Origin of the sequence: Streptomyces sp. NPDC032940 (assembly GCF_040636935.1) — a bacterium.
Lineage (GTDB): Bacteria > Actinomycetota > Actinomycetes > Streptomycetales > Streptomycetaceae > Streptomyces.
Map to the genome: position 1 here is coordinate 1 of NZ_JBEZVJ010000005.1, position 20,785 is coordinate 20,785.

The 20,785-nt window shown below is 73.4% G+C and carries 16 protein-coding genes and 2 pseudogenes; 4 read left to right on the plus strand and 14 right to left on the minus strand.

All coding sequences use genetic code 11. From position 1 onward, the window contains the following. Together AB0E77_RS08675 and gnd are read left to right on the plus strand one after the other, a co-directional pair. Positions 1-376: pseudogene (locus AB0E77_RS08675) on the plus strand (glucose-6-phosphate isomerase); the annotation flags it as partial. Position 377: 1 nt separating this feature from the next. Next, a complete protein-coding gene (gnd, locus tag AB0E77_RS08680; RefSeq protein ID WP_361567539.1) occupies positions 378-1,259 on the plus strand; it encodes a phosphogluconate dehydrogenase (NAD(+)-dependent, decarboxylating) in 882 nt (293 codons plus the stop codon). Between the two features lie 52 nt (positions 1,260-1,311). Here gnd and AB0E77_RS08685 read toward each other — a convergent pair whose 3' ends face one another. Continuing rightward, on the minus strand, positions 1,312-1,512 hold the full coding sequence (locus tag AB0E77_RS08685) for a hypothetical protein (protein ID WP_361567541.1): 201 nt from the start codon (positions 1,510-1,512) through the stop codon (positions 1,312-1,314). Then, complete coding sequence (ribA, locus tag AB0E77_RS08690; RefSeq protein ID WP_361567543.1) at positions 1,509-2,171, minus strand: GTP cyclohydrolase II; 663 nt, start codon at positions 2,169-2,171, stop codon at positions 1,509-1,511. Before ribA ends, AB0E77_RS08685 begins: the two co-directional genes overlap by 4 nt. Before the next feature lie 54 nt (positions 2,172-2,225). Here ribA and AB0E77_RS08695 point away from each other — a divergent pair, with 54 nt between their 5' ends. Beyond that, a complete protein-coding gene (locus AB0E77_RS08695) occupies positions 2,226-2,990 on the plus strand; it encodes a creatininase family protein (protein WP_361567545.1) in 765 nt (254 codons plus the stop codon). Between the two features lie 143 nt (positions 2,991-3,133). On the opposite strand, the pseudogene AB0E77_RS08700 reads toward AB0E77_RS08695, so the two are convergent. The 5 genes and pseudogenes from AB0E77_RS08700 to AB0E77_RS08720 form a co-directional block, all read right to left on the minus strand. Further along, positions 3,134-4,024: pseudogene (locus AB0E77_RS08700) on the minus strand (lysylphosphatidylglycerol synthase transmembrane domain-containing protein); the annotation flags it as partial. Continuing rightward, complete coding sequence (locus AB0E77_RS08705; protein ID WP_361567549.1) at positions 3,997-5,070, minus strand: hypothetical protein; 1,074 nt, start codon at positions 5,068-5,070, stop codon at positions 3,997-3,999. The pseudogene AB0E77_RS08700 and the gene AB0E77_RS08705, both read right to left, overlap by 28 nt. Beyond that, positions 5,067-6,263: a glycosyltransferase family 4 protein gene (locus AB0E77_RS08710; protein WP_361567552.1), complete on the minus strand. Its 1,197-nt coding sequence runs from the start codon at positions 6,261-6,263 to the stop codon at positions 5,067-5,069. The genes AB0E77_RS08705 and AB0E77_RS08710 overlap by 4 nt, the downstream gene beginning before the upstream one ends. Continuing rightward, entirely contained in the window at positions 6,260-6,658 is a 399-nt protein-coding gene (locus AB0E77_RS08715) for a 6-carboxytetrahydropterin synthase (RefSeq protein WP_361567555.1), read from the minus strand. Before AB0E77_RS08715 ends, AB0E77_RS08710 begins: the two co-directional genes overlap by 4 nt. A 226-nt stretch (positions 6,659-6,884) precedes the next feature. Continuing rightward, positions 6,885-7,862, minus strand: coding sequence for a zinc-binding alcohol dehydrogenase (locus AB0E77_RS08720; protein ID WP_361567559.1), 978 nt, complete (start codon positions 7,860-7,862; stop codon positions 6,885-6,887). 109 nt (positions 7,863-7,971) lie between these two features. Here AB0E77_RS08720 and AB0E77_RS08725 point away from each other — a divergent pair, with 109 nt between their 5' ends. Then, a complete protein-coding gene (locus AB0E77_RS08725; RefSeq protein WP_361567562.1) occupies positions 7,972-8,835 on the plus strand; it encodes a CDP-alcohol phosphatidyltransferase family protein in 864 nt (287 codons plus the stop codon). On the opposite strand, the gene AB0E77_RS08730 is transcribed toward AB0E77_RS08725, so the two are convergent. From AB0E77_RS08730 to drmA, 7 genes are all read right to left on the minus strand, one after another. After that, positions 8,802-10,073 carry an MFS transporter gene (locus AB0E77_RS08730; RefSeq protein WP_361567565.1) on the minus strand — a complete coding sequence of 424 codons (1,272 nt, stop codon included), beginning with the start codon at positions 10,071-10,073 and terminating at the stop codon, positions 8,802-8,804. The two genes, AB0E77_RS08725 and AB0E77_RS08730, sit on opposite strands and share 34 nt — an antisense overlap. Beyond that, positions 10,070-11,869: an ABC transporter permease subunit gene (locus AB0E77_RS08735; RefSeq protein WP_361568221.1), complete on the minus strand. Its 1,800-nt coding sequence runs from the start codon at positions 11,867-11,869 to the stop codon at positions 10,070-10,072. Before AB0E77_RS08735 ends, AB0E77_RS08730 begins: the two co-directional genes overlap by 4 nt. A 51-nt stretch (positions 11,870-11,920) precedes the next feature. Further along, positions 11,921-13,420, minus strand: a complete 1,500-nt coding sequence (locus tag AB0E77_RS08740; RefSeq protein WP_361567568.1) for an ABC transporter substrate-binding protein — start codon at positions 13,418-13,420, stop codon at positions 11,921-11,923. Positions 13,421-13,566: 146 nt separating this feature from the next. Next, positions 13,567-14,040, minus strand: a complete 474-nt coding sequence (locus AB0E77_RS08745; protein WP_361568224.1) for a GNAT family N-acetyltransferase — start codon at positions 14,038-14,040, stop codon at positions 13,567-13,569. Positions 14,041-14,176: 136 nt separating this feature from the next. Next, positions 14,177-14,944: a DISARM system phospholipase D-like protein DrmC gene (gene drmC / locus AB0E77_RS08750; RefSeq protein ID WP_361567571.1), complete on the minus strand. Its 768-nt coding sequence runs from the start codon at positions 14,942-14,944 to the stop codon at positions 14,177-14,179. Beyond that, positions 14,941-16,836, minus strand: a complete 1,896-nt coding sequence (locus AB0E77_RS08755; RefSeq protein WP_361567574.1) for a DUF1998 domain-containing protein — start codon at positions 16,834-16,836, stop codon at positions 14,941-14,943. Before AB0E77_RS08755 ends, drmC begins: the two co-directional genes overlap by 4 nt. Beyond that, complete coding sequence (drmA, locus tag AB0E77_RS08760) at positions 16,833-20,663, minus strand: DISARM system helicase DrmA (protein ID WP_361567576.1); 3,831 nt, start codon at positions 20,661-20,663, stop codon at positions 16,833-16,835. The genes AB0E77_RS08755 and drmA overlap by 4 nt, the downstream gene beginning before the upstream one ends. Positions 20,664-20,785 lie beyond the last annotated feature (122 nt).

A 20,785-nucleotide genomic window follows, 5' to 3' on the forward strand; every position in this document is an offset into this window, starting at 1 on the left:
GCTGATGGCCAACTTCTTCGCCCAGACCCAGGCCCTCGCCTTCGGCAAGACCCCGGACGAGGTGCGGGCCGAGGGAGTGCCGGAGGAACTGGTCCCGCACAAGACGTTCCACGGCAACCACCCGACGACGACGATCCTGGCCGGCGAGCTGACCCCGTCGGTGCTCGGCCAGCTGATCGCCCTCTACGAGCACAAGGTGTTCGTCCAGGGCGCGGTGTGGGACATCGACTCCTTCGACCAGTGGGGCGTCGAGCTCGGCAAGGTCCTCGCCAAGCGCGTCGAACCCGCCCTGACCGAGGGCGCCGACGTGCCCGGTCTCGACCCGTCCACGGCCGCGCTGGTGGCCGCCTACCGTGAACTGAAGGAAGTGCACTGACATGCAGATCGGTCTCGTTGGTCTCGGCAAGATGGGCGGCAACATGCGCGAGCGCCTGCGCAACGCCGGCCACACCGTCGTCGGATACGACACCAATCCGGAGAAGGCCGACGTCGCCAGCCTGGTCGAGCTCGTCGAGCAGCTCGAACGGCCGCGCGCGGTCTGGGTGATGGTCCCGGCCGGGGCCGCCACACAGCACGTCATCGACCAGCTCGGTTCGCTGCTCAAGCCCGGCGACACCGTCATCGACGGCGGCAACTCCCGCTGGACGGACGACGAGAAGCACGCCGAGGAGCTCGGCAAGCGCGGCATCAACTTCGTCGACGCGGGCGTCTCGGGCGGTGTGTGGGGGCTGAAGAACGGCTACGCCCTGATGGTCGGCGGCGAGAAGGAGCACGTCGACGACCTCAAGCCGATCTTCGACGCCCTCAAGCCGGACGGCCCGTACGGCTACGTCCACGCGGGCAAGGTGGGTGCCGGGCACTTCTCCAAGATGGTCCACAACGGCATCGAGTACGCCATGATGCAGGCCTACGCCGAGGGCTGGGAGCTGCTGGAGAAGGTCGATTCCGTGGACAACGTCCGCGAGGTCTTCCGGTCCTGGCAGGAGGGCACGGTCATCCGCTCCTGGCTCCTCGACCTGGCGGTCAACGCCCTCGACGAGGACCAGCACCTGGAGGGGCTGCGCGGTTACGCCGAGGACTCCGGCGAAGGCCGCTGGACCGTCGAGGCGGCCGTCGACAACGCGGTGCCGCTGCCGGCGATCACCGCGTCGCTGTTCGCGCGGTTCGCGTCCCGGCAGGACGACTCGCCGCAGATGAAGATGATCGCCGCACTGCGCAACCAGTTCGGCGGGCACGCCGTGGAGTCGGCGAAGAAGTGATCCGCTCGCACGCCCCCGCTCGGCCCGCCGGCCGGGCGGGGGCGTCGGCGTGTCAGCGGCCCGCGCATCCCCGCACCGCGTGCCGCGCGGCCGGCCTGACCGGGGCGTTCGCCGCGCCGTGGACGCGGTGGAGGACGCCCTGCTCCCGGCATGCCTCCGGCTCGCCGTCCGCGGACTCGAGGAGGGCGGCGGCGACCACGTCGCCGGAGGCCGGGACGCCCTCGCCGCCGTCGCCGCGCTCGGCTTCCCTCACGACGACATGTGCGCCACCGCGTCCAGGTGGGGCAGATGGTGGTCGAGGCGCTCCCGCTTGGTGCGCAGATAGGTGATGTTGCTCTCGCACGGTGGTATCAGCAGCGGCACCTGCTCGGCGACCTGGATGCCGTGCCGCACCAACGCCTCGCGCTTGCGGGGGTTGTTGGACATCAGGCGCACCGACCGCACGCCCAGGTCGTCCAGGATGCGGGCGGCGACGCCGTAGTCGCGGGCGTCCACCGGCAGGCCGAGCGCGAGATTGGCCTCGACCGTGTCCAGTCCCTCCGCCTGCAACGCCATGGCGCGCAGCTTGGCCAGCAGGCCGATGCCGCGTCCCTCGTGCCCGCGCAGATAGACGACGACGCCGCTGCCCTCGGCGGCCACGGACCGCAGCGCGGAGGCCAGTTGGTCGCCGCACTCGCAGTGCCGGGAGCCGAACGCGTCCCCGGTGAGGCACTCCGAGTGCAGCCGGGTCAGGACGCGGTCGGGACCCGGATCGCCGTACACCAGGGCCACCTGTTCGTCACCGCGCTCGTGGTCGAAGTAGCCGACCGCCTGGAATTGTCCGTACACGGTGGGCAGCGGCACATTCACCACGCGTTCCACATCCGTGCGTCGGGGTGACTTCTTGCCGAGTACGCCAATGTTTTCTGTCATGATTCTCGAGTTCCTCAGCCGGGGTTCTGAGCGGAGACGAAAGGCCGTGCGGAAATGGACGTTTCACTGGTGCCGGCGGACACGACGGAGGATGTGCGCAGGCGGGGCGCCGGGCTGGCGCGGCAGGTCGCCGTGCTGCCCGTGGGGAGCTTCGAACAGCACGGCCCGTACCTGCCGCTGGCGACCGACACCCTCGTGGCCTGCGCCATCGCCCGGGAGATCGCCGACGCGTATCCGGTGCACCTCCTCCCGCCGGTGACGATCGGCTGCTCGCACGAGCACGCGGACTGGCCGGGCACGGTCAGCATCTCCTCGGTGACCCTTCACGCGGTGGTACAGGACGTCGCGGCCTCGCTGCGCCGCTCGGGCGTCGAGGCGCTGGTGCTGGTCAACGGGCACGGCGGGAACTACGTCCTGGGCAACGTCGTCCAGGAGTCCACCGCGCGCGGCGAACGGATGGCGCTGTTCCCGGCCGCGGAGGACTGGGAGGCGGCTCGGCAGCGGGCCGGGGTGGCCACGTCGCTGCTCACCGACATGCACGCCGGGGAAATCGAGACGTCGATTCTTCTGCACAAGCATCCCGAATGTGTCCGGCCCGGTTACGAGGCCGCTGATTTCGTCGCCGACGACCGGCGTCATCTGCTCTCCCTCGGCATGTCCGCCTATACCGATTCCGGTGTCATCGGACGTCCTTCACTGGCGTCGGCGGAAAAGGGAAGGGAACTCCTCGCCGGCCTCGTGGAATCCTTCGGTGAGTACGTCGCGCTGCTCACGTCGGTGACGGTGACGGTTCCCCCGCAGGGCGGCGAGCGAGGGTAGTGCCCGCCGGGCGCGTGGTGTGGCTCGGGCCCCGGCACCGCTTTCGAGGGGGCGCGCCGGCGGACGGCGAGGACGACGGCGCCGGGCAGGCTCGCCACGAGGCCGAGCACCCCGTACACGACGGCCACACCCAGTCCGCTGCCCGCGCCGAGCCCGGCCGCGCCGAACGCCCAGACCGTGACGCCCTCGCGGGGGCCCCAGCCGCCGACGTTCAGCGGCAGGCTCATGGCGAGCAGCGCCAGGACCGCCAGTGGCGTCAGCACGGCGACGGAGGCGGTGCTCCCGGCGACCCGGGCGGCGAGCACGAACATCGTCAGGTGTCCGGCGAGGACCACGAGGGACGACGCCACGACCCCGGGCGCATGGTGCCGGGACAGCAGGGCACGGCACGCCTCGCCGAGCGTCGCCCGCAGGGCGTCGCACCGGCCCCGGGGGAGCCGGCGGGAGGGGGCCCGGTTCATCCGCAGGGCGAGGCCGACGGCGCACACACCCAGCGCGGCCAGGCCCAGGAGCGGGGCGATCTGCCGGGCGCCGTCCCGTACCGGGGACGGCATCGTGATCAGTACGACCGCACCGGCGCCGAGCAACGCGAGCTGTCCGGCGACGCGTTCGAGGACGACGGCCCGCACACCGCGGGCGAGGTCACCGGTGCTCCGCCCGTGCCGTACCGCGCGGTGCACGTCGCCGAGGACGCCGCCGGGCAGGGCCGCGTTGAGGAACAGGGCACGGTAGTAGGCGCCGACGGCCGGTGCGAGGGGCAGCCGGATGCCCAGTCCCCGGGCGACCAGGGCCCAGCGCCAGGCGCTGAACACCGTGGTGACCAGCCCGATGCCGAGCGCCGCCAGCAGCGTGGGCCCGTCGATCCTGCGCACTCCGTCCAGGAACACGCCGGTGCCCAGCCGCCACAGCAGTACGGCGAGGATGGCGGTGCCGGCGATGCTGCCGAGGTGCGCGCGCAGGACGCGGGGGGCACGGACGCCCTGGGACGCGGCCGCCGCCGGTGCGCTCACGGGGCCCCGCCCGTCGGCCGGCACAGCACCAGCAGGTCGCTGTGGTGCACGACCACCCGCAGCTCTCCGGTCGCGCAGGAGGCGAGGCGCATCGCGAGGTACCGCTCGGCGGACTCCCGCAGCGCGGGCCGCTGTTCGACGGCTGCGCCGACCCAGCCGCGCAGCCACTGGGCGGTGAGGTCGGCGTCGTCGGGGCCCAGCCGCCAGGGGCTGGGCTCCACCCGTACGGTCGCGCCGTGCCGGGCGAAGGCGTCCGCGGCGGCGTCGACCGCGTCCGGGCCGAGGAGGCCGGAGCGCCGCTGGTGGTCGTTGAACGCGCCGGTGATCTCGGCGTCCAGGGGATGCGCGGGGGTGAGGTCGACGCGGCCGGCGACGGACAGGGTCAGCAGCGCCGCGCAGCCCGCCCCGGCACAGGCGGCGGCGAGGGCGTCGGCCTCCCCCGCGGTGAGGACGTCGAGCAGCGCGGACGCCGTCACCAGCGAGGCGCCGGCGAGCGCGTCCGGGGTGAGCCGGTCGATCTCGCCGCGCCGGGTCTCCACGGTGACCCGGCTGCCGTCGGCGGCGCAGCTCGGGGAGGCGACCGCGGCGAAGTGCAGCAGGTAGGGGTCGCGGTCGTGCAGGACCCAGTGCTGGGGGCCGTCGAGGAGCGGGGCGAGCCAGCGACCCATCGAGCCGGTGCCGCAGCCGAGGTCGTGCACGACGAGACCACCGGCCCGGGTCGGCAGGTTGGCGAGCCGGACCCGCAGCGGGTCGAGCAGCTCGTGCGCCCGCGCGGCGGCGTCGGCGCCCTCCCTGAGGCGGAGCCATTCTGGGGCGTAGCGCGGGGGGTCGTCGGGGGCTTGGGGGGCTTGGGGGGCTTGAGCGTCACCGGGGACATGCCGGGCGTCGGGCTCGTGGGACGCCTCGTCGCTCTGCCCGTCGTCCTCCCTCAGCCGCAGGGTCGGCCGGTCGGCGGGTCCGGCGCCCGGCATGGCGTCGGGGAGGCGGCCCCTCGTCGTGGACTCGGGCGCGTCGTGCGGTCCCGGCTGGGCCGGGATCATCCCCCCGGTGGGTGTCGTCGTCCTCCTCATGCCGCCCTCCGCGGTCGCTCCGGCAGCCGGCGCAGGACGCCGGCCAGGCTCTGTGCCGTGGCGGCCCAGCCGCCCAGCGCCGCGCGCCGGCCGCGCGCCGCCGCCTTCAGCCGGCGCCGTACGTCCGCCTCCCCGAACCAGCCGCGCAGTTCGGCCGCGAGCGCGGCGGGGTCCTCCGGCGGGACGAGGATGCCGGGCACCCCGCCGTCGGGGGCACGCCCCAGGGCCTCCGGGAGGCCGCCGACGTCCGTGGCCAGTACGGGGATGCCGCGCGCCAGGGCCTCCGTCACCGCCATGCCGTACGTCTCGGCGTACGAGGTGAGGACCATCAGGTCGGCGGCGGCGTATCGGGCGTCCAGGTCCGCGCCGGACCGGGGTCCCGCCAGTTCCAGCCGGTCCTGGAGTCCGTGCCGCGCGATCAGGTCCCGCAACCGGGCGACGTACGCGGGGTCCTGGCCGAGTCCGCCGACGCACACGCAGGACCAGGGCAGATCGGCGACCTCGGCGAGCGCCTCGACCAGCCGGTGCTGTCCCTTGCGGGGCGTGACGGCGGCGACGCACAGGAGCCGGGAGACCCCGTCGGTGCCGGGCGCGAGGGGCGCGATGTCGGCGCCGGGGGCGGCGACGTGGACGCGGGCCGGGTCGAGGCCGTGATGGGAGACGAGGCGGCGCACCGCCCAGTCGCTGGTGGCGACGACGGCCGGGACGGCCCGCAGCACCGCGCGCTCACGGGCGTCGAGTTCGGCGGCCACGGCCGGGGCGAGGCCGGTCTCGTCGCCGAGCGGCAGATGGACGAGGACGGCCATGCGCAGCCGCCCGGCCTCCGGGACGACGACCTCCGGCACACCGCAGGCGACCAGCCCGTCCAGCAGCACCACGGCCCCGTCGGGCAACCGGCGCAGCACCCGGGCGAGTTCGGTCCGCGCGGCCTCGTCGGGCCGGGGCCAGTCGCCGTCCACGGGCAGCCCCCGCACCCGCCAGCCGAAGCCGGGCAGGTCCAGGGCCACCCGCCGGTCGTAGGCGTTGCCGCCGCTCGGCGCGGCCGGGTCGTCGACGCCGCCCGGCAGCACGAAGTGCACGGAGCGCAGGGACATGGGGACGATCCCCCCGTTCCTCGGGGCCCGCGCCTGCGCGGGCACGTAGGCGAGCCGGGCGCCCTGTGGGGTGGTCGTCTCGACGGACGTGTCGGTCACAGCGCACGCTCGTAACTCGCCCAGGCGACGTGCGACTCGTGGAGCGTGACGGCGAGTCCGGCCAGGCCCTTGGCGCCCTCGCCGAGCGAGCCCTTGTGGACGCGCTCGGCGAGCCGGTCGGCGATGACCTTGGCGAGGAACTCGGTGGAGGTGTTGACGCCGGCGAAGTCGGGCTCGTTGTCGAGGTTGCGGTAGTTCAACTCGGCGACGACGGCCCCCAGTTCCTGCGTGGCCAGTCCGATGTCGACGACGATGTTGTCCTCGTCCAGCTGCTCGCGCCGGAAGGTGGCGTCCACCAGGAACGTCGCTCCGTGCAGGCGCTGCGCGGGCCCGAAGACGTCGCCGCGGAAGCTGTGGGCGATCATGATGTGATCGCGGACGGTGATGCTGAACAACGGACGACCCTCCAGGTGTGGCACGTCTGATCCCCCGCCGTTCGCTGCGCGGGATGCCGTCTATTACGGCTGGGTGCCTTCCCTTGTTCAGCGGCCCGTATCTCTTTTCTCAAGGTCAGCGGGGCCGGTTTCTCAAGGTCGAGGGCCGGCTTCCCGAGGCCGGGTGCCAGCTTCTCGAGGCCGGGGCCCGGCTTCTCACCGTCGGGGGGGCCGGGCGGGGGGGGTGTCAGTCGTCGTACCGGATGCGGTGGCACAGGGCGGGGACGGCCCCCGAGGCCAACCGCGGCATCAGGTCCGGGAGTTCCGTGAAGTCCGACTCGCCGGTGACGAGGGCGTCCAGGGCGGGGTCGGCGAGCAGGTCGAGGGCGAGGGCGAGCCGGTCGGCGTAGGTGCGGGTGCCGGCGCGCGCCGGGGAGACGGTGCCGACCTGGCTGCCGCGCAGGGTCAGGCGACGGGAGTGGAAGGCCTCGCCGAGCGGCAGGGCGACGCGCCGGTCGCCGTACCAGCTGAGCTCGACGACCGTGCCCTCGGGCCGCAGCAGCTCCAGGGACCGGGCGAGGCCCTCCTCGGTGGCGCTGGCGTGCACGACGAGGTCCCGGTCGCCGAGGGCGTCGGCGGGGGACGCGAAGCCGACGCCGAGTGCCTCGGCGACCTCCGCCCGCGCCGGGTCGGCGTCGACCAACTGGACTCGGACGCCGGGGAACCGGGCCAGCAGCGCGGCCACCGAACAGCCGACCATGCCGCCGCCGACCACGGCGATCCGGTCGCCGACCAGGGGCGATGCGTCCCACAGGGCGTTGACGGCGGTCTCCACGGTGCCCGCGAGCACGGCCCGGCCGGCCGGCACGTCCGACGGCACCGGGGTGACGGCGGCGGCCGGCACGACGTACCGGGTCTGGTGGGGGTAGAGGCAGAAGACGGTGCGCCCGGCGAGCGCGTCGGGGCCCTCCTCCACCACCCCGACGTTGAGGTAGCCGTACTTCACCGGCCCGGGGAAGTCGCCCTCCTGGAAGGGTGCGCGCATGGCGGCGTACTGGCTCCCGGGCACCCGGCCGTGGAAGACGAGGGTCTCGGTACCCCGGCTGACCCCGGAGAAGAGCGTGCGCACGAGCACCTCGTCCGGGCCCGGCTCGGGCAGCTCGACGTCGCGGATCGAGCCCCGGCCGGGCTCGTCGAGCCAGAACGCACGTGCGGTGCGTGTCATCGGATGTCCTCCTGAACGATCGGGAAGCCTCCCACGTACCGAGGGATGCACAAGCCGCGCACAAGGTAGCGGCGTTGATCGACTCTGTCACTCGGCCGGAGGGTGTTCGGTGGCCCTGAACAACACGTACGACGCCAGGTCCCCGCAGCAGGAGACGGCGGTGGGGGCGGGCGCGCAGGTCCTGCTGCTGGTGCTGCTCGGAACGGCGCTCGGCATGGGCGCGGCGGGCTGGCTGACCGGCCTGGCGTTCGCGTTCGCGACCTGGGCGGTGCTCACCCGGGCCCTGCACCGCTCCCGGCCTCCCTCGTTCGGCCCGGCCAACCGGGTCACGCTCGGCCGGGCCACCCTGGTCGGCGGGGTCACGGCCCTGGTCGCCGACTCCTTCCGCAGCGCGCCGCCCGTCTCCCTCCTCGTCGGCCTGACGGCCGTGGCCCTGATCCTGGACGGCGTGGACGGCAAGGTCGCCCGCCGCACGGGCACGTCGACGGCGCTGGGCGCGCGCTTCGACATGGAGGTCGACGCGTTCCTCATCCTGGTGCTCAGTGTGTACGTCGCGACGGACCTGGGCCCGTGGGTGCTGCTGATCGGCGGCATGCGCTACGTCTTCGTCGCCGCGGCGCGCGTGTGGCCGTGGCTGACCGCCCCGCTGCCGCCGAGCACGGCCCGCAAGACCGTGGCGGCGTTGCAGGGGGTGCTGCTGTTGCTGGCAGGCGCGGAGCTGCTGCCGCGGGCGGTCAACGCGGGGGTGGTGGGGCTGGCGCTGGGGCTGCTGGTGTGGTCGTTCGGGCGGGATGTGGCGTGGCTGTGGCGGAGGCCGGGGGCGGGCACGGCGGCACGGGCGTCGGCACCGGCGGTGTCACGGCCGGCGGCGTCGGCACCGGCGGTGTCACGGCCGGCGGTACCGGCGGCGTCGGCACCGGCGTCCGTCGGGGCGCCGGCTCAGGCCCCCGGGCTGGATCTTCTGCCCCGGTGACCGCGGGGCAGCAGGGCGACCGCGGCGAGCGGTACGGCGGCCAGCGCCAGCCACGGCACGGCGACCGGCAGCCCGCTGTCCAGGAGCAGACCGGTGGCTGAGCTGCCGGCCAGCACCACGATGCCGGAGACCGAGGACAACGCCCCCGTGTACAGCCCGAGCCGGCCGTCCTCGGCGAGGTCGGGCACCCAGGCACGGGCGACGGGTGCGACCAGCATCTGGCCCAGCGTCAGCAGGACGACGAACCCGGCGGCCGGCACCAGCCCGCCCGCCCCCGTCCACCCGGCGGGCCGGGCCACGGCCACGGCGGCGAACCCGCCGGCGATCAGCACCAGCCCGGCCACCATCGACCGGCGCGGCGTCAGCCGCTCCCCCGCCCACCGGGTCACCGGCAACTGCGCGGTCACCACCAGCAGTGAGGACAGGGCGAACAGCCAGGCCAGCGGCGCCTGCGACCCGGCAGCCCGCTCCACCTCGGCGGGCAGGGCGAGGTAGAGCTGGTTGTAGGCGAGCAGATAGGCGCCGTACGCGCAGCACAGCGCGAGAAAGGGCCGGTTGCGCAGGAGCAGCCGCGCCCCGCCCCCCGCCCGGACGCGGGCCCGCCCGGGAAGGTGCTGGGGCAACAGCCACGCGTGCCCGGCGAGGACGAGCACGAAGACACCGGCACCCGCCAGACAGGCCGTGCGGAAGTCGACGGCCAGGAGCAGCGCGCCGAGCAGCGGCCCGACGAACGCGCCCGCCTGCCCGGCCACGGTGAACAGCGCGAGCACCCTGGTCCGGTCGCCGCCGCTCTCCCCCTCCCAGAGGACGGCCTGCCGGGCGACCTCGGACTCGACGGCGGGCGAGAACAGCGCGGCGGCGAACCCGATGAGCAGCACCGCGCCGACGACGGCCCACGTCCGCTCGGCGTACCCGAGCCACGCGAAGCCGGCGATGCGCAGGACGCATCCGGTGAGGACCACGGGCCGGATGCCGTACCGGTCGGCCAGCGCCCCGCCGACCACGAAAAGCCCCTGCTGGCTGAAGGTCCGCAGCCCGAGCACGAACCCGACGAGCCAGCCCGCCATGCCCACGGACCGCCCGAGGTGTTCGGCGAGGAAGGGCAGCACGGCGAAGAAGCCGATGTTGAAGGCGAGTTGGGTGAGGATCAGCAGGCGCAGGAGCGGGGAGAGCGGGCTGGTGGGCCGGCGGCCGGAAGCCTTCCCGGACGCATGGCCGAGGGAGGAGACGGGGGTCATCGGGCGCCGGCCAGTTCCTTCTCGACGGCAGCGGTGGGCTGCGGGCCGCCGGGGATGACGGGCTGGGGGCGGGACCGCCGGCGCGGCCTGCGCACTCCGCCCGCCGCGGTGACGGCGAGGGCGCCGAGCAGGGCGAGGACGGCGGCGGGCGCGAGGACGGCCCAGGGGGCGCGTTCCGCGTAGGGCTGGTTCTCGGCGAGGAGCAGACCCCATTCGGGGGACGGCGGCTGGGCGCCGAGGCCGAGGAAGCCGAGCGAGGCGAGGGCGAGGGCGACGCCGGGCAGCCGCAGCAGGGCGTGGCGGGTGACGGGCGGCAGGACGGCGGGGAGCAGTTCGCGGCGCAGCAGATACCAGCGCCCGGCGCCCAGTCCCCGGGTGGCGGTGATGTGCAGGGTGGCGCGCTCCTGCCGGAGCAGCGAGGCGGTGTGGGTGGCCAGCGGCGCCCAGGCGACGGCGCCCACGGCGAGGGCGGGGGTCGCGGCCCCGCCGCCCGCGACGGCGGTGACGAGGAGGGCGGCGAGGACGGGCGGCACGGCGTTGACGGTGTCGACGAGCGGCGCGGACACCCGGGGTACGAGGCCGAGCAGGACGCCCGCGAGCAGGGCTGCGGCGGTGATGGCGGAGGCCAGCAGCAGCGTGTCGAGGGCACCGTGGCCGACGCGGGCGAGCAGGTCGCGGCCGAGGGCGTCGGTGCCGAAGGGGTGGGCGAGGGAGGGGGCCCGGAGCCGTTGCCCGGTGTCGAGGGCGAGCGGGTCGCGGAACATGCCCCAGGCGACGACGGCGAGCAGGACGCCGCCGTAGAGGAGGGGCAGGGGGCCGCGGGCGGGCGGTGCCGGCCGGTGCAGGGAGGACAGGGCGCCGTCGCGCAGGGCGGGCCCGGCGAGCAGGCGTCCGGCGAGGCGGGTGGCGACGGTCGCGAGCGCGGCGAGCAGGAGGAGGGCGAGGGTGCCGGCCTGGAGGACGGGCAGGTCCTGGGCGAGGGCGGCCTGGAGGGTGGTGCGGCCGAGGCCGGGGATGTCGAAGACCTGCTCGACGGCGACGGCCCCGCCGGTCAGCCCGACGACGAACAGCCCGAGGTTGGGCAGCAGCGCGGGCACGCACCGGCGCAGGGCCTGCCGGGCGATACGCCTGCCGGTCAGCCCGCGGGCGGCGGCGGCCAGCGCCCAGGGCTCGCCGAAGGCACCGGGCAGCAGGTCGTCGAGGAGCCGCCCGAGCACGGCCCCGGCGGGCAGGCCGAGGGCGAGGGCGGGCAGGACGGTCCACTGCGGCCCGTACCAGCCCAGCGCGGGCAGCCACCCCAGCTGCACCCCGACGACGGTGGCGAGCACGGAGGCCACGAGGAACTCGGGCAGCGCGGCGACCACGGCGGAACCGGTGCCGCCCCGGCGCCGCCCGTCGAGCCGCCGCCGTGCGCCGAGCCGCAGGGTGCGGGCGCAGACGGCCGTGGCGGTGAGGGCGGCGACCAGGAGGGCGACCGCCATCAGCAGCAGGGAGGCACCGAGCGCCTGGAGCACGTCGGGGAGGACGTCGTTCCCGGAGATCCACGACTGTCCGGCGTCGCCGCGTGCGAGCCCGCCGAGCCACCGGCCGAGCAGGTGCAGCGGCCCGCCATCCAGCCCGAGCTGCTCGCGGATGTCGGCGAGCACCTCGGGGGTGGGGTCGCGGTCGGCGGAGCGGGCCTTGAGGACGGTGTGGGCGGGGTCGGTACCGGTCAGCCACGGCAGCAGCCCGATCCCGCACACGAGCCCGGCCGCGAGCACGAACCGCCACACCGCGGTGGCCAGTTGCCGCCACACGACGGCAGCCGCTTGCTGCCGCACGCCGGTCACCGCTTGCCGCCGCACGGCTCAGCGCCGGGTGCCGGTGCCGACGAGGGTGCGCTCGTACGGATCGAGGACGACACCCTGCACGGACGTGCCGACTCCGGTGATGATGCGCTGGTGCACGAGCGGCACGACGGCGTCGGACCCGAGGATCCGGGCCTCGGCGGCCATGGCGGCGTCCTGGCGCTGGGCGGTGTCGGCGACGCCCTCGGCCTTCTTCACGGCGGCGTCGACGCCCTTGTCGCACAGCTGGGCGATGTTGTACCCGCCGTCGCAGGCGTAGTCGCCGGCGAGGACGGCGACGGGGTCGCCGGTGTCGACCAGGGTGTTGCGGGCGAGCACGAAGGCGTCGAACTTGCCGTCGAGGGCGTCGGCCTCGAGCCGCGAGTACTCGCGCACGGTCAGCTTCACGGTGAACCCGGCCTTCTCCAGCTGCTGCTTGACCACCTGGGCGGCCTCGGGCAGCTCGGGCCGGTTGTCGTAGGTGGCGAGGGAGACAGTGGCCCCGTTCGCCTTCCCGGCCCCGACGCGCCCGACGGGCTGCTGCCGCTTCCCCTCGGCCCAGGTCACGGCGGGCCCGTAGATCCCGGCGCCGGCATCGGCGTACCCCTCGTACACGTCCTTGGCGAACACGGAGGTGTCGATCGCACCCCGGGCGGCGGCCCGCAGCGAGGCGTCCTTGAACGGTCCGGAGGAGGAGTTGAGCAGCAGACTGGTGGTCCGCGTGGTGGCCGTGTCCCTGCGCGCTTCCTCATCGAGACTCGCCGCCTGGGCGACGGGAACGGCCTCGGCGATGTCCAGCTCGCCGGTGCGCAGGGCGTTGGCGCGGGCGGTGCCGTCGGCGATGAAACGGGCGTCGATCCCGGAGGCCTGGGCGCGCCCGCCCCAGTAGTCGTCGAAGCGGTCGAGGGAGGCGGAGGTGGCCCCGTTGACCTCGGTGATCTCGAAGGGCCCGGTGGCGGTGCCGACGGGGTCGACGCGACCGCTCTTGTCGTAGGCCTTCTCGGAGAGAACGGCGAGGCTCGGGCTGGACAGCCGCAACGGCAGCACGGGGTCGGGCGCGGCGGTGGTGACGCGGAGGACGCGCTCTCCGTCGGCCTTCGCGGTGAGGGTGACGCCGGCGAGGGCGGCGGGCGCGGGCTTGGCGGCGGCGGCACGGGCGAGGGAGCCGGCCACGGCGGCGGGGGTGACCTCGGTGCCGTCCTGGAAGGTGGCGTCGCGGAGGGTGAACTCCCACACCTTGTCACCGTCCCTGCGCCAGGACTCGGCGAGCGCGGGCGCGGCGGACCCGTTGGCGTCCAGCGCGGTGAGGCCCTCGGTGACGCCGAGCCGGCTGAGGAGGGTGGCGTCGGCGCCGTAGGGCGACAGGTTCTCGGCGGGCGGGAAGGCGAGCCCGACCCGGAGCCGGGAGCCGCCGTCGCCGCTGCCCTTGGCGGACTCGTCACCGCCGGAGACGAAGCAGCCGGCTATCAGCGGGAACAGGAGCAGGGGGGCGAGCAGCCGGGGGCGGGGGTGGGAGCGCATGGTCCTCGGATCGGTCGGGGTGGAGAGGGGTGGGGCAGCCACAGGGAACAGCCACAGGGAACAGCCACAGGGAACAGCCACAGGGAACAGCCACAGGGAACCCTACATGAAAATGATTCCCAAAAGCGTAGCCGGGGGGACCGCCGCTACGGCATGGGCACATCGAAGTGCACGATCCCCTGCCCGCCCCCCGCATCCTCCCGCTCGTCGTGCACGACCTTGGCGAGCGACCGCCAGAACGGCTCGGCCCCGGTGACGGCGGGGTCGGTGTGCAGATACACGGCTCGGTACCCCCCGTCGGCGACGGCGAAGGCGAGCAACTCGTCGACAAGCCGCCGCGCCAGCCCACGCCGCCGATGCTCCGGCCGGACGTACACGCGACGCAACTGCGCGGTGACCCCGGAGGGGTAACGCTCGGCGACATGGCGGGGGTTCGGGGGGTGCGCGGGGCCGCGGGAGTCCAGGGCGCCGGTGCCGACGACCTGACCGTCCCGCTCGTCGACGGCGACGAGGAGGGCGTGCCGGGCAGGGGTCAGGTACGCGCCGGCCGGGTCGATGATGTCCCGGTGCCAGCGAGGCACGTATCCGGTGCCGAAATCGCGGTAGACGGTGTCGAGCATGACGGCGCGGGCGGCGTCCAGGTCGGCGGGGGTGGCGGGGCGGATGGTGTAGTCATCGATCGGGCGCACTTGCACATCATATGCAGTAAGCCTGGCGTGCCATGATCCGCCCACCTCAGGACCGCGTGCGGGCCGATCAAGCAGGTCGGAGAATCTTGAGAACGCCGAGACGCTGGAGCTCCACGATGTGCTCCGCCGCCCGTCGAGGTGCTTCGCCGCCGCTCACCAGCACCCCCGCCTCGATGTTGCGCCGTGCCGCCGACTCCGTCAGATTGGCGCTGCCCAGGAAGAGTGTGCGGCGGTCCGCGACCGCGAGCTTGGCGTGCTGGCGTGAGTGCGGATGCTCGCCGGGGTCGCGTGCCCAGTACCACAGACGTACTCCGGGAACGGCCGCAAAGGCTTCGGCCGGCTCCCGCCCGGAGAGCAGGCCACGCGCCCCGGACAGGGTCTCCACCACGACGTCCGTGCGAACCCCACGGGCCACCGCCTTCTTCAGTGCCCGGGTGAGGGCCGGATAGGGGCGCGCGGCGTACGTCATGGCCAGCAACTCCTCGCGCGCCTCGTCGATCACCTGGACGAGCACCTGAGCCGTCGCGCGCACCGGCACCCCCGGCGTGGAAGGGCCGCTCCACACGGTGCGGACCCGCACGGCATCGCGTGAGCGCAGCAGTGACGCGACATAGCCACGCACGTACGCAGCCGCCTCGACCGTCGGCACCGACTCCCGGTCCATCGCGTCGTACAGGGCCGCGACCGGCTCGCGAACTCCCGGTGTGGCCATTTCGACCAGGACGCGTTCCCTGTCCCGGCGCTGAGCCAGCAGCCCGGCGAGGTCCTTGCCTCGGGAAGGGCCGAGGGCCGCGACGGCGGCTTCGACGGCGGCCTCGAATTCGCGCCTGCTCACGGCAGCAGACCCACCGGGGTCAGTATCTGCTCCTTGTCCCCGGAGACCGGCACCAGGAAGCGGCGGTCGAGGAACCTGTTGCCCCGCTCGCAGGTGGTCTCGGAGACGAAGAGGCACACGTGGCAGGCGGCGCCGTGCAGGAAGTCTCCCGGGTCGTGCGGCAGGCGCTCGGAGCAGAGCGGGTCGGCCGAGCAGTGCGTGGCGTCCGCCAGGGCCCGGCGGACGATCCGGTCGAACTCGTTGTCCTCGGCGAGGGAGACCAGGCCACCGAGCGTGCCCTCGGAGTCCGGCACCGCCGTGTAGATGAGGATGCCGGTTCTCGGGTGCTGCTCGTCACCGGCGTAGATCCGCTCGGCCAGCGAGGCCGAGCTGTAGCCGCATTCCAGAGCGATCGTGCGGATCAGCAGGTGGGAGAGCGTGTGCAGGGCGATGTAGCTTGCCCCGGGCCAGCCTTGGAACGGGTCGAAATCGCTCGTCATACGGTCCGACTTGCGGTTGGTCCGGAAGCGGCCGTAGGCCTCCCGGTGGGCCTCCATCTGGGGCGACTTCTCCATACGGGCCGCCCACTCGGCCATCAACTCGTCCCGGACCCGCAGGAAAATGCCCTCACCGCGCACCTCGCTGGCCGGTACCCATGTCTGGCTTCCTCGGGACAGATCCACCCGCTGGGCGATCTCCGGAGACTCCGGGTCGGGGGCGTCGAGCCGGGTGAATCCGATCAGGGCACGGGCCTCGCGCAGCCGCTCCACCTGGCGGATGTCCGAGAAGAGTTCGGCCAAGGGGGCGGGCACGGTCGCGGATCGCAGGGCGAAGTCGTCGCTGGGCATGGGCACGGGGCCCGAGAGGGCTTCCCATTCCGGTCCGAAGAGGTCTGCCTGGACGTCCGGTGCGGAGGGGGCGGGGCCCTCCGCACCCTGCTTGCGGGCCGTGATGGCCGCGACCACCGCGTCGGCATCGAACTCCTTGAGGTAGCCGAACTGGGGGATGTTCGCCATGAAGTCGAACTGTCCCCGGTCACCGACGCCCTGCAGTTCGGGCCAGTGGTCGTCGAGCAGCTTCTCGATGTCTCCACCTTGCCCCTTGGGCAGCGCGAGGGCGCTGAGGGTGAGCGGGAACCACTGGTTCGACGCTCCCGCGACCATCAGGACCGGCTGCTGGGGGCAGCCGTTCGTCTCATAGGTTCCGAGGTGCGGGTGCCGCCCCCGGCACGCCGGCAGGTTTCGGCGCCCGCGCTCGCCCATCGCCTCCCGGATGTTGCGCTTCTCGCCGCAGGCGACGCATTCGAGGGTGACGTTGGCGGCCTGGTTGCCGCCGTGGTCCTTCATCCGCAGCTTGGGACGCGGCGTCCTGGCGCAGGACTGGCCGTGATGGACGTACGGACTGTAGGGGAACTCGTCGAGGTGACCCGCGGTGCAGACGAGTGTGAAGCGGGCGGCGACAGCGAGGGGCTTCTTGCCCCGCTTGCAGTCGTGGACGAACTTCGCCTCGTGCGGTGTACGGGGGTTGGAGTTGACGAAGGCGAACTCACCGGAGTCGACGGCCGCCAGGACGTTGCACGCGGTGCACCGCAGCCACTGGGGGAAGGGCGTGGCGGGCACTCCGATGCCCTGCGCCGCCCACCCGCGCGGGTCGGTGTCACCGCCCTCCAGCCAGGGCGCGGCCCTCAGCTGCTCGATCTGACCGCGCCCGTACCGCTGGAGAGAGCGGTTGACCGCCGCGCGCAGGCGGGGTTCGTCGATGTCGTAGTCGGTGATCCCCGCGTAGCTCCAGGAGTCGGTCCCCTTGACGAGGACGGAGAAGTTGGGCAGGTCGACGAGGGAGCCGACCCCGGCCGTGAACATGAGGTGGCTCGGGCGGACCGAGCCGACCCTGCGGTTGCCGTTGCTGCTCATCGCTGCACCTTCCTGGCCGCGTCGGCGGTGGTGGGGCCGTATTCGTCACTGTCCACGGTGGCGGCCGTGTCGGGGTCCCTGCCGGTCGCCGGGTCGACGGCGCCGAAGTTCCAGTCGGGGCCGCCTCCGGAGGCCTCTTCGAGGAACGCCCCACCGCCGGGCAGCAGCAGATTGATCTCGTTCTCGGTCTCACGCATCGACATGCCGACGGTCAGCTCGGTCCACCGGGAGCCGTCCGCGCGTCGCAGCAGACCGTTCACCACGGTCGTCTTGTGCTTCTCCTTGCGGTAGCCGAGGGCCGAGGTGCTCTCGTCGCGTTTGCGGCGCCACTCGTCCTTCAACTGCTCGAGACGTTCCTGCAGATAGCCCCGCTGGCGCTCGCTGCCCACCCGCTCGGCCCGTTCCAGAAACCGGCGTTCCACCTCCTGGGCCAGCGGGCCGTCCAGGTCGACGTGCTGGGCGTCCAGGTTGCGCGAGGTGTCGTACGCGGCGTGCCGCAGGGCGGCGACGTAGGTGGCGGCGACTCCGCGGTCCAGGGCCCGGCGGGTGTAGGGGGTCACGGACAGGGCCTCCACCTGGCGGTAGAAGGTCGCGTGATAGTGCTCGAAGTCCTCGTAGTGGGCGAGGTCCCTGGGGCGGGACCAGTTGTACAGGGTCACGACGAGCCCCGGACGGGCGGAGTCACGGCCGACGCGTGAGGACGCCTGGATGTATTCGGCGGTGTTCTTCGGCTGTCCCACGACCAGCATCAGGCCGAAGCGGGAGACGTCGACGCCGACCTGGAGCATGGAGGTGGCGAGGACGACGTCCACGGCTTGCTTGGACGGGGGTGTCATGCCGGCCCGCGGCTCGCGCTTCTCCTTGATCGCGGTCGCGTACTCGCGGAGGAAGGCGCGCCGTCGCACCGAAGTGTCGCGCTCCGGGTCGAACTCGGTCTCGAGACGCTTCAGTGCGCCGCCGATGTCGGCCGAGGAGATCCGCGAGGTCAGCTCCTGGACGCTCAGCATGCCGGTCTTGCTCACGATCCGGTCGGCCAGGGTGTCCTCGCCCTTGCGGCTGCCGTTGGAGCGGACGCGGGTGGCGATGTCGTCGTCCATGTAGCGCCGCATGCCCGCGAGTTCCCGGGTGGCGTTGAAGTAGCCGACGAGTGTCATGTAGGGGTCCGCCGGCCTGCCGTACTCGTCGAAGAGATGCTGGCCTGCCAGCAGCAGGATCTCGGCGACCCGGATCTCGGCGGCCTTGAGGCGCGTTCCGTGCGCGCACACGCCCAGATAGCGACGGCCGGGGTTGTCATGGCTGAGCGGCACCTGCCGCGAGAAGAAGGTGTCCCCCACGTCGAGCACCTGCGGCGGAAAGACGGCGACCTTGCGCGCGAAGACACCCCGCACCTGGTCCGCCGCGCGTTTCGTGGTGGCCGTCGACGCGATGATCTTCGGGCCGGTCTCGTGGTGCCGGCCCTGGCGGTCCGTCACGCTCCAGGTGCACAACTGGTCGACGGCGGCCTCGAAGAGGCCCACGGTCGTGCCGAGCGCGCCGGAGATCAGGTGCAACTCGTCCTGGATGATCAGATCCGGGGGGCGCAGCCGGGTGACCGGCTGTGCGGTGACGCCCGGGAGGTCGCCCCGCGCGTTGTGCCGGCTGCCGCAGCCCGTCTTGGCGTCCAGGTCGTCGTGGCGGTAGCCGTGGCGGGGGCACAGCTCGGTGACGCGTCCGAAGAGGAGACCGGCGTAGCCGTTCCACGGCAGCTGGGCGAACTTGTCCACCGTGGCGATGAGCAGGGCGGGGGCGAGCCGGTAGATCTCCTCGTCGACGGTGAGTACGGGGATGCCCTCTCCCGGCGCCTCCCGGCGGGAGAAGGGACAGCGGTCGTCGCCCTCGCCGCGCGGGCAGTACAGCAGAATCCGGCGCCGGCCCTCGTCGTACTCCATGTGGGAGCGGGCCGTCAGTCCGCTGCCGCACCACGGACAGGTGAGGACCTGGAGGACCCGGGCGTGCTTGTCGCTCGCGCTCTCCCGGGCGTCGGCGATCTGTTCCTTCGCCTCGTCGAACCAGTTGGGCGAGACGGAGGTTCCCACCCACAGGCCGATCCGGAACGGGGTGGCGCCCCAGCGGACGTCCCGCGCGAACTCCTCCCGGCGCAACACCTCGCAGGCACTGACGAGTGCCGCGGCACGCTGGAACTGCTGCGCGGTCAGCAGACGCAAGGTGTAGCGCATGAGGACGCCCACGCCGGCTTCGCCGCTGCGCGCCTCGCCGCCCGAGCCGATGGTGCCCTGCAGGCGCCGCAGCGCGAAGGTGTAGGCCGCCAGGCCGAGGTAGGCCTCCGTCTTGCCGCCACCGGTGGGGAAGAAGAGGAGGTCGACGAGGGCCTCCCGGCCGGTGCCGCGGTGCGGATGGCCGGGACGGGTCAGGGAGTCGATGTTGAGCAGGACGAAGGCGAGCTGGAAGGGACGCCAGCTGGCGGCCCGCTTGCCTTGTGCGTACACCTCTTGGTGGGCCCGCCGGTACGAGTCGCGTTCGTCCTCGTGGCCGGCCCGCGCGGCGGCGATGGCAGTGTTCCGGCGCTGCAGAGCCATCGCCCGGTTGGCGAAGCGGAAGGCTTCCAGGGCGGTGTCGTCGGCGACGAGCCGGTCGATGCCCAGCGTGATGCGGTCGCACACGCTCAGCGCCTGTTCGATGGCGGCGTTCGCCGGGCCCCGCAAGTCGTCGGGGAGCGAGCGTGCCTGCTGCCGCTGCTGTTCGAGCCAGGTGCCGTAGCCGTCGGCCAGCGGAGCGAGAGCGGCGCTGAGTTCGGTGCGCCGGCCGGGAACGGCGAGGGCCGCGAGTTCGTCCATGCCGAGTTCGAGGCCGCGGAGCAGGTCCTGGTCCTCGACGGCCGGCGCGGTGGTGGCCCGGACGTCGTACTCCGGCAGCCAGACGGTGGTGAGGCGGTGCGCGTTGCGTTCGCCGTCGCGCACGTGTGCGTGGACGGCGACGTTGCGCCCCTTGGCGTGACTGAGGTGGTCGCGGTAGAGCAGGCGCAGTAGTCGTTCCTCGGGGTCTTCCGGGACGTTGCCCCCGGCCCGGAGGTCCAGCGGGTCGTCGACGGGCAGGAAGACGGCCGCCTGGTCGTCGGGGAACGCGGTGAGGTCCAGCTCCGCCTGGAAGAGCCAGTGCGCGTCGCGTGCCTCGCGGTCGTCCTGCTGCCGGTTGACCAGCGCGAGTTCGACGACCCGCAGGTCCTCGCTGCCGGCCCGACCCGGGTGGCGGCGCACCTGCACGTCGAGCACGACGGCGGCGCCCTCGAGTTCGACGACCCGGTCGGACGCTCCCGTCACGTCGATGTCGACTGTGTGCTCGACCGGCTCCCGGGACCAGACCCGTCGAGTGGTGCCCCGGTCCGTGTCCTCCTGGGTCTGCGTGTAGCGACCCCAGCGGACAAGGGCGCTGAGTGTTCCGACCGAGGCGGGGACGGTGCACGACAGGCCCATGGACGACGCCCAGATGTGGCCTGCGGCCTGGGGGGTGAGCCGGTCCTCGGGGGCGCTGTCGTCGCCTTCCTGTTCGTCGCCGGACTCCCCGTCGGCACTTTGAGCGGCCACGAGAGCGATGCCGTCGGAGGTGACGTTCTGCGGTCGCGGCCCCAGCATGCCGACCAGATACCGGTCGCGCGGCCCGGACGAGGAAGCGGGCAGGGTCTCCGTCGTCCCGTCCCAGGGCCCCAGCAGGTCGCGGCGGATATAGGCCACGAGCCCGTCTCTGACCTCGTGAGAGGTCCCCTCGCGGAAGGTCTGGGGGACCTCGTCGAGCGGGTGCGGAACAGCGCCCTGGGCAGGCTGGGCCGGCATGCGGTGGGTCCTTTCGGACTGGTTCGGCGGGCACGAGCGGGTCGTCCATGCGTAGCAGAAGCAATATAGACCGTTGACTCAGTTCACACAATGGAGGGGGGATCTGGCCGCTTCGCGGAATC